This window comes from Ectobacillus panaciterrae DSM 19096 (genome assembly GCF_000430785.1).
GTDB lineage: Bacteria > Bacillota > Bacilli > Bacillales > Bacillaceae_G > Ectobacillus > Ectobacillus panaciterrae.
This window is the reverse complement of the sequence record NZ_KE387257.1, coordinates 11580-18683: the sequence shown is the minus strand read 5'-3', so window position 1 is coordinate 18683 and position 7104 is coordinate 11580. Positions and strand designations below refer to the sequence as shown.

The window sequence follows — 7104 nt, the reverse complement described above, 5'->3', positions numbered from 1 at the left end:
GCTAACTCAGGATTATATGCAGCATCAAGAATGCTTTGGTCATTGGCCAAAAACGACATGGCTCCAGCTTTTTTAAAGAAATTATCGCCACGCGGCATTCCGTTAAATGCGCTAATTATGACGATATCTATTTCCGCCCTTTCTCTTTTGACGAGTGTTGTTGCGGCTGAAACCGTGTATTTATGGTTAATTTCGATTTCTGGAGTTATTACAATTATTGTATGGATGTCCATTTGCGCTTCTCAATTCTCTTTCCGTAAGCGCTATCTGGCTGAAGGCGGAAAGTTGGAAGACTTGAAATTCAGAACTCCTCTTTATCCAATCGTTCCAATTCTTGGTTTTGGACTGTATGGCATTATCTTAGTAAGCCTTATCTTTATGCCTAATCAGAGACTAGGAATTTATTGCGCCGTACCATTTATTATTTTTTGTTATGTGTACTATCATTCTGTTATAAAGAAAAAGCTTCAAAATCAAGCAAATGAATCTGATTTAATAGATAAAGCCCAATAATTGAAGAAGAGACTTTTCTTACTTTTAAATTTCTAATTATTTAGAATATCATTAATTATTCCTCCTAGTTTAAAACTAGGAGGAATAATTATGAATCCATTTGCAATTTCTCTACTTTTAGCACTCGGTTTAATAACAACTGAAACAATTAGTCCGGTTTATGCAGAGAATATAAATCAATCTATATAAAACTGAATACAAAAATCGTCTTTTTATAGTGGGGCGAGAGCATCCGGCGGCGTGCAGAAGCGGTCAACCCCTTGGTCCATGCAAGGGTAAACCAGAGAGAGGAAGTAAGTGCCCATACCGTTTTGTTCGAAATAGCAAATGAAAACGTCGAAATTATAAATCATTTATATATAGATTATCGGTAGTCAATGCATCTAAAAGTCTATAAAAAAACCCTCCAGATTGTTTACTGGATGGGGAGCGTTCCGCTATTTTACGATCGAAAGCAACACTTTTTCAAGTTCCTCTTTGGATAGTATACTGCTATTGATATATACTTGATACGCATTTTTTCCTTCTTTTGCCGGAACGACGAGTTTCATTCCTTTTACGTTACCGGATCGATATTTTCCAAAGCTAATGGAATATCCTTCAAGGGTATAATCAGTTACTGTATCAAAAGCAAATTTTTTACTGTTGGTAAAAGGGCCTATTTCATCTACGACATAGTCGTGATCGAAAATTTCAGATTGCACGATTGTGAAGCCTTGTTCAGCAATAGATTTTGTTTCGTCCGATTCACTATTTTTATATCTCATTGTCACGACTGGTTTGGGCGTCCCTACTGTTGCTTGTGCCTTAGCTACTGTTTCTTCTAATACATACCCTGCAGGGAGATAAGTAGGGCGCTTAATTGGGAAAACAGCCAATTTTTGCGCTTCTTCTAAGGTATATGTAAATTTGGCGTTTATCTTTTCTCGATACACGTTTAATTCTGACATGATTTTTCCCGCTCTTTTGTGTTCTTCTGGGGTGAGAGAATTGTAACGATTCTTATCCGTGTGTCGTTCTCCATTTTCCACAACACTAATTTTCTCCATGTAACCAAAATCTTCTTTTAATAAAACGGTGTAACGTTCCAACTCTTCTTTTGTGAGGATTTGTTTCGCTACTTCGAGACTTTCATTCAAGCTTTCATATCTATATTCGCTCGATAGTTAAAAAAAGTTCAATGTTATAAAAAATATTTTCTAAATTTCATATATAATAAATGCCCTATTCATGTGAGGTTAGCATAAAAACTACTCACTTTACATATCCGTAAATATTAAAAACACATAGGCATCTTTGGAAGTGAATACAATGCAGTAAATACTTTTGCAGAGGAGCGAAGAGATGCCTAGGAACATGAATAATCAATTAACGACTGAACAAATGATTAGCATAATTAGAAATGGTCTTAAAAAATCACAAGCTCCCAAACATATTATTATTGTTGGTGCAGGAATAGCAGGGCTAGTTGCAGCTTCTTTATTAAAGAACACTGGGCATAAAGTCACAATTCTTGAAGCTAATGACAGGATAGGCGGACGTGTTCACACCTTGCGCTCCCCCTTTAGTAATGGATTATACTTCAACGCAGGGCCAATGCGTATTCCTGATATACATTCTTTAACCTTAGAGTATATTAAAAAGTTCGCGTTGCCTACAAACCTATTTATTAACCGAACTCCAATGGATTTAATTTACGCAAATGGAATCAAAACACGTCTCAGCATGTATGAACATTATCCAGGTATTTTAAACTACCCAGTTGCTCTGAATGAAAGAGGGAAAACAGCTGAGGAACTGTTGCTTTTAATCATACAACCTATTATGAATTTTATTAACCAAGATCCAGCAAGAAATTGGCCTCTTATAGAAAAACAATTTAGAAGAAATTCGTTAAGTTTTGTCTTAAACTCCTACTTTTCAGACGGTGCAATCGATATGATTGGTGTACTCCTTGATATGGAAGCATATATGGGGATGTCCTTTATTGAAGTATTACGTGAATCAACACTCTTCACATCAACACCTCGTTACTATGAGATAACGGGCGGTATGGATCGATTACCGCAGGCATTTCTACCACAATTAAAAGAAGATATTCTGTTCCATCAAAAAATGACGAAAATTGTCCAGGACAAAAACAGTGTAACCATCCATTCTATTCATCAACAAACCCTAGAGCATTTCACCATAACAGGTGATCTTGCTATAATAACCATACCCTTTTCAACTTTACGATTTGTGAAAGTCGAGCCATATGACTCTTTTTCCTACTATAAACGAAAAGCAATTCGCGAACTCAACTATATGGCCTCAACAAAAATCGCAATCGAGTTTAAAAGCAGGTTTTGGGAAAGAGGAGGTCAATATGGCGGTAAATCCATAACTGACATGCCGATTCGATTTACCTATTATCCAAGTTATGGGATTGGTACAGAAGGACCGGCTGTGGTTTTAGCGAGTTATACATGGGCTGATGAGGCTTTAACTTGGGACAGTCTATCTAACGAAGATCGCATTCAATATGCCTTGAAAAACTTGGAAGAAATTTACGGACACCAGATCTATTTGGAGTTCGTATCAGGAACTTCCTTTAGCTGGAGCCATAATCCTTATTCTTGTGGAGCTTTCACCGTTTTCGAACCGGGACAAGAAACAGAGCTATATCCTTATATCACTAAACCTGAGGGAAGAGTGCATTTTGCTGGCGAGCATACTACACTTACCCACGGTTGGATGCAAGGAGGAATTGAATCTGGAATACGGGTTGCATATGAAGTAAATGACTTGCCAAAATAAAACAGAAAAAATATATATGAGTGAATTATAATTTCAACATTTCCATGCGCTATGTGCAACCAAAGGGGAGTATGATATACTTCTTCTCTCTGGTTTACCCTTGCATGAACCACTACAAAGGGTTGACCGCTTCTGCACGTTGCCAGATGATCTCTCCCCACTATAAAAAGCCGTTTTTTTATTCACTTGTACATAGATAAATCAGGACTGTTTACAATTTACATTACATAATAAAAAGTTGGCACAGATCCAGCTTTTTATTTACATAACGCAGGTTATCGGAAGTTATTTATATTTCTGAACAACGAAGTCTCTTAGATTATCTGCTAATTTTTCTAAAGAATGATCTTCGTAATACCAAAAACGGCTTCATCCATAACAGTATCATTTATTTTAAAACATAGAGGATCATCGTTTCATTAAAGAGGAGCGTGCATACCATGTTAGGATTAAAATCGTTTCAAACAGCCGTTTGGATTTTTAGTAGCGTTGAAGCTATGCATATGATGAAAAAAGGGCAAACCCACCAAGAGGTGAAGTCTGCCCAAACTGAGGTTGCATTCCTACATAAGCTATCCGAAATAACATCCTAAACGACGAATTCTAAAGAACATCTATAAGCTTTGATGTGCCGTTTTATATTTGCACCAGAATCCTCATTTATTCCCTGGAGCAGGCTGATCCACTCCCTTAACATGGTGTCTATGTCCATTATCTTCAGTTGTGTAAAAATCGTAATAATGAACGTGCATTCCATTTCCAACAGGAATCGCTGGTCCCGAATATGCCTTATAATAATGGGTATGTCCGTCCTCAAATACAACATATCCTTCTGTATAGTGAACATGTCCCCCCTCCTGTGTCGGAATTGGTGGGGACGTTACGTCTAGACATTGATGTACATGACCCGCCTCCACGGATGTATAATCAACGGATCCATGGTTATGCTTTGGTACAAACCCGGAAACAAAATCATCTTTTCCTACCCTTTCCAATCTACTCACTCCTTGTACATAAAGATAAGTTCTATAGACTATATGCTTAGAACAACGAGGTGATTCTTACCAAATCGAATGCTACATAGAGGATTATTGTTAAGTGGTCAGTATTTCAATGTATCAATAAACTTACAAAAAAATCCTTTCTGATTTTTTACTGAAGGGACTTTCTGCTCACATACCTCACTCGGGAGTTAGGTTATAAAAAAACTCTGATTTTATTTACACTGGCGGTCACTTACGGAACATGTACAGATTTGATATGAGTAAGTGTCAAATACATAGTTTCACCATTTGCAGTTACTAATTCAATTAGACTATCTTCTACTTTTTTTAGTAATCCAATTTTATCTGAATCTTTCCCTATATCAAACACTACTAGATTTCCTTCTAATTTTTTTAATTGTTCTTCCCAGGAATGGCATAGAGGAGTATTAGAAGAATTGACAGACAAAGCTTCTTTACTAAGCGTGTAAGGAGTAACATTTTGCTTGTATAGGGTTAACCATTTTAAATGATGTGAGGAAATAAACATTGTTTTATATACAGGTGAATAAAAAACAAAATAATCGCTTAACACATTCGTAATATATCCATCCAATAACTGATTCTCTGTAATATAGATTTTAGTAAGAAGTCCTTTTGCATTTGTCAAAATCGAACGATATGATATAGATGCTATCTCTTTAGCTAAGGAAAATTCATTGGGATGGCTAATTTCCTCGTTTGTTATACTGCTCAGATTCATTTTATGGACGTGTAATAAGGGGATATAAAGAAACTTTTGACCATCGCATCCAAATTAAAGAGGCAAGTGTCCCAATGGGCAATAACAACGACCCCATGTCACTCCCAATAATATTTGCGAGATAAATGGTCTTCAATGTAATCGGATCCAGTCCCATTTCTGTTAAAGTAATTGTTCCAATCATCAAAGCCGGATGGTTGTTGAATAGATTGGATAGAATGGAAACCAATCCCCCCATAACAAAGCTCGCATAGAATAATCCTTGATTTACAATCGGTTCACATAAATTTACCAGCATCGCTGTTAGTCCCGCATTATGAAGACCATAAATAATCACATACATGGAAAAGGCGAAAATCAGAATGTGCCAGGGTGTCTTTTTCAATATATCAACAGGATTTGTACGCAAATGATACCATCTCCATACAAGCAAAACGAGTGACCCGACTACCGCAACAATCTCAATTGGAATCGAGAGATAAGATGCAACAAAGAGTAGACAGCGCATGATAAAAACAAACAGCACTACCTTTAACATAAACTTTGTACGTTGGCGTTTGGTTTCAACCGGAATATGCCCTTTTAGCGGATGAAAATTTTTCACGAAAAACATTGCTTCCACATCATAGGCTGAATTTGGTAACTTTTTTGGCAGTTTCTTTTTTACCACTACGTACATCAACCATGACATAAATAACAATCCTAACGTTGCCGGCACAAACATCATCGCGGTGTACATATAAAGAGTCATGTGAACAATATTCAATGCAATTAAAACAATATTGCTTACACCGATTGGAGCACTAGAAGCCGTTGCAATAAGTGCGCCAGTTAAAAGGTATGGAATTTGTCGGTCATAAAATGAAGGTCCTACTGTTATCAGTAGGACCTCTTTGTACATTAAGGTAAATGGGCAGACTTGATATGAGAAAGCTTTAAATACACAGTTTCACCACTTGCAATCACAAGCTCAATTATAGTATCGCTAACTTTCTTTACTAATCCTATTTTCATTGGGTCTTCTCCAATATCAAAAACGACAAGCTCCCCTTCCCATTTCTTTAACTGTTCTTCCAGTGAACGAAGCAATGGGATGTTTGAGGGGATGGCAGGAAGCTTTTCACTACTAAGGTTATACGGAGGTGTTTTTAGGTTGTATGGAATGAGCCATTTCAAGTGTTGGAGTGAAATCAACATCGTTTTGTAAACAGGCGAGTAAAAAGCAAAATAGTCGCTGCGAACAGTAATAATATATCCATGTAATGATATATTACCTGTAACATAAATTTCCGTAAAATGTCCCTTTGCATTTGTTAAAATTGTACGATAGGAAATGGATTCTGTATCTTTAGCTAAAGATGGTTCGCTTGGATCACTGAAATCATCGTTTATAATCGGACTCAGATTTATCCTATGAACATGTAATAAAGGAATATATACAAACTTTTGTCCATCAAACAACACAAGAATTTCTTTACCAATTTCAATAAGTATTCCCTGAAAAAAGACGTTTCCCGATATTACTACATCAACTTGTTTTCCGCATAATGTTGTAACGCTCAAAAAAAAACCTCCTCACAATGAAAACAGGATAGTAGTACATTATATACACAAATTTCATACTTTAGAAAACTTATAGATAAAAAAGTTTATTCTCGAAAAAATCAATTCAAATGGGCATTTCCCTATTTCTTTTTTGTAAATGAACAATGCACTAAGAACGAATACCTAATTTTAGTGTAAATAAGCTCTTTCTGATCATCTAGAACATAGCGTATAGTGTTGAAAGGAAAATTTACTACCTTTTCAAAGCATGACATTGATAGGGAGGATTAATATGCAAAAGCTTGCTGATAGGGATATTCGTGAAGCAGTAGATAAAATACAAGCAGATGGAATGGGTGAATTCTTAACTCAAGAGCCACAAGCAATGAGTCCAGGACCAGGACCAGGCCCTGGTCCTGGACCCGGACCCGGACGTTCTGGTCGTTCCGGACGCTCCGGACGCTCCGGACGCTCTCGTCGTTCTGGACGCTCTCGTCGTTC

General features: G+C 36.8%; 7 protein-coding genes and 2 pseudogenes. 4 read left to right on the top strand and 5 right to left on the bottom strand.

Annotated features, from left to right (window positions below):
* Positions 1–513 (top strand): amino acid permease (locus H540_RS0128565; protein WP_028403463.1); only part of this gene is annotated, 513 nt, incomplete at its 5' end.
* A gap of 437 nt (positions 514–950) precedes the next feature.
* Here the strand turns inward: H540_RS0128565 and H540_RS31220 are convergent.
* The gene (locus H540_RS31220; RefSeq protein ID WP_245592388.1) at positions 951–1652 is read right to left on the bottom strand and encodes a hypothetical protein; all 702 of its coding nucleotides are present in this window, start codon (positions 1650–1652) and stop codon (positions 951–953) included.
* Positions 1653–1869: 217 nt separating this feature from the next.
* Here H540_RS31220 and H540_RS0128550 point away from each other — a divergent pair, with 217 nt between their 5' ends.
* Positions 1870–3312 carry a flavin monoamine oxidase family protein gene (locus H540_RS0128550; protein WP_034672205.1) on the top strand — a complete coding sequence of 481 codons (1443 nt, stop codon included), beginning with the start codon at positions 1870–1872 and terminating at the stop codon, positions 3310–3312.
* Positions 3313–3715: 403 nt separating this feature from the next.
* Positions 3716–3905, top strand: a pseudogene (locus H540_RS33760) (IS6 family transposase); the annotation flags it as partial.
* 63 nt (positions 3906–3968) lie between these two features.
* Here H540_RS33760 and H540_RS0128540 read toward each other — a convergent pair.
* The 4 genes and pseudogenes from H540_RS0128540 to H540_RS0128525 form a co-directional block, all read right to left on the bottom strand.
* Entirely contained in the window at positions 3969–4307 is a 339-nt protein-coding gene (locus H540_RS0128540) for a YmaF family protein (protein WP_028403461.1), read from the bottom strand.
* A gap of 241 nt (positions 4308–4548) precedes the next feature.
* Complete coding sequence (locus tag H540_RS31210) at positions 4549–5058, bottom strand: DUF2642 domain-containing protein (RefSeq protein ID WP_155891178.1); 510 nt, start codon at positions 5056–5058, stop codon at positions 4549–4551.
* Positions 5059–5104: 46 nt separating this feature from the next.
* Positions 5105–5911 (bottom strand): annotated as a pseudogene (locus H540_RS31205) (ArsB/NhaD family transporter); the annotation flags it as partial.
* A 47-nt stretch (positions 5912–5958) separates the two neighbouring features.
* The gene (locus tag H540_RS0128525; protein WP_028403460.1) at positions 5959–6621 is read right to left on the bottom strand and encodes a hypothetical protein; all 663 of its coding nucleotides are present in this window, start codon (positions 6619–6621) and stop codon (positions 5959–5961) included.
* A 274-nt stretch (positions 6622–6895) separates the two neighbouring features.
* Here H540_RS0128525 and H540_RS33925 point away from each other — a divergent pair.
* On the top strand, positions 6896–7104 hold a 209-nt coding region (locus H540_RS33925), incomplete at its 3' end, for a CotG/ExsB N-terminal domain-containing protein (protein ID WP_211241942.1).

Coding starts and splice junctions, on each gene's coding strand:
- H540_RS0128550 (WP_034672205.1), top strand. CDS start 1,870: ATGAATAATCAATTAACGACTGAACAAATGATTAGCATAATTAGAAAT.
- H540_RS31210 (WP_155891178.1), bottom strand. CDS start 5,058: ATGAATCTGAGCAGTATAACAAACGAGGAAATTAGCCATCCCAATGAA.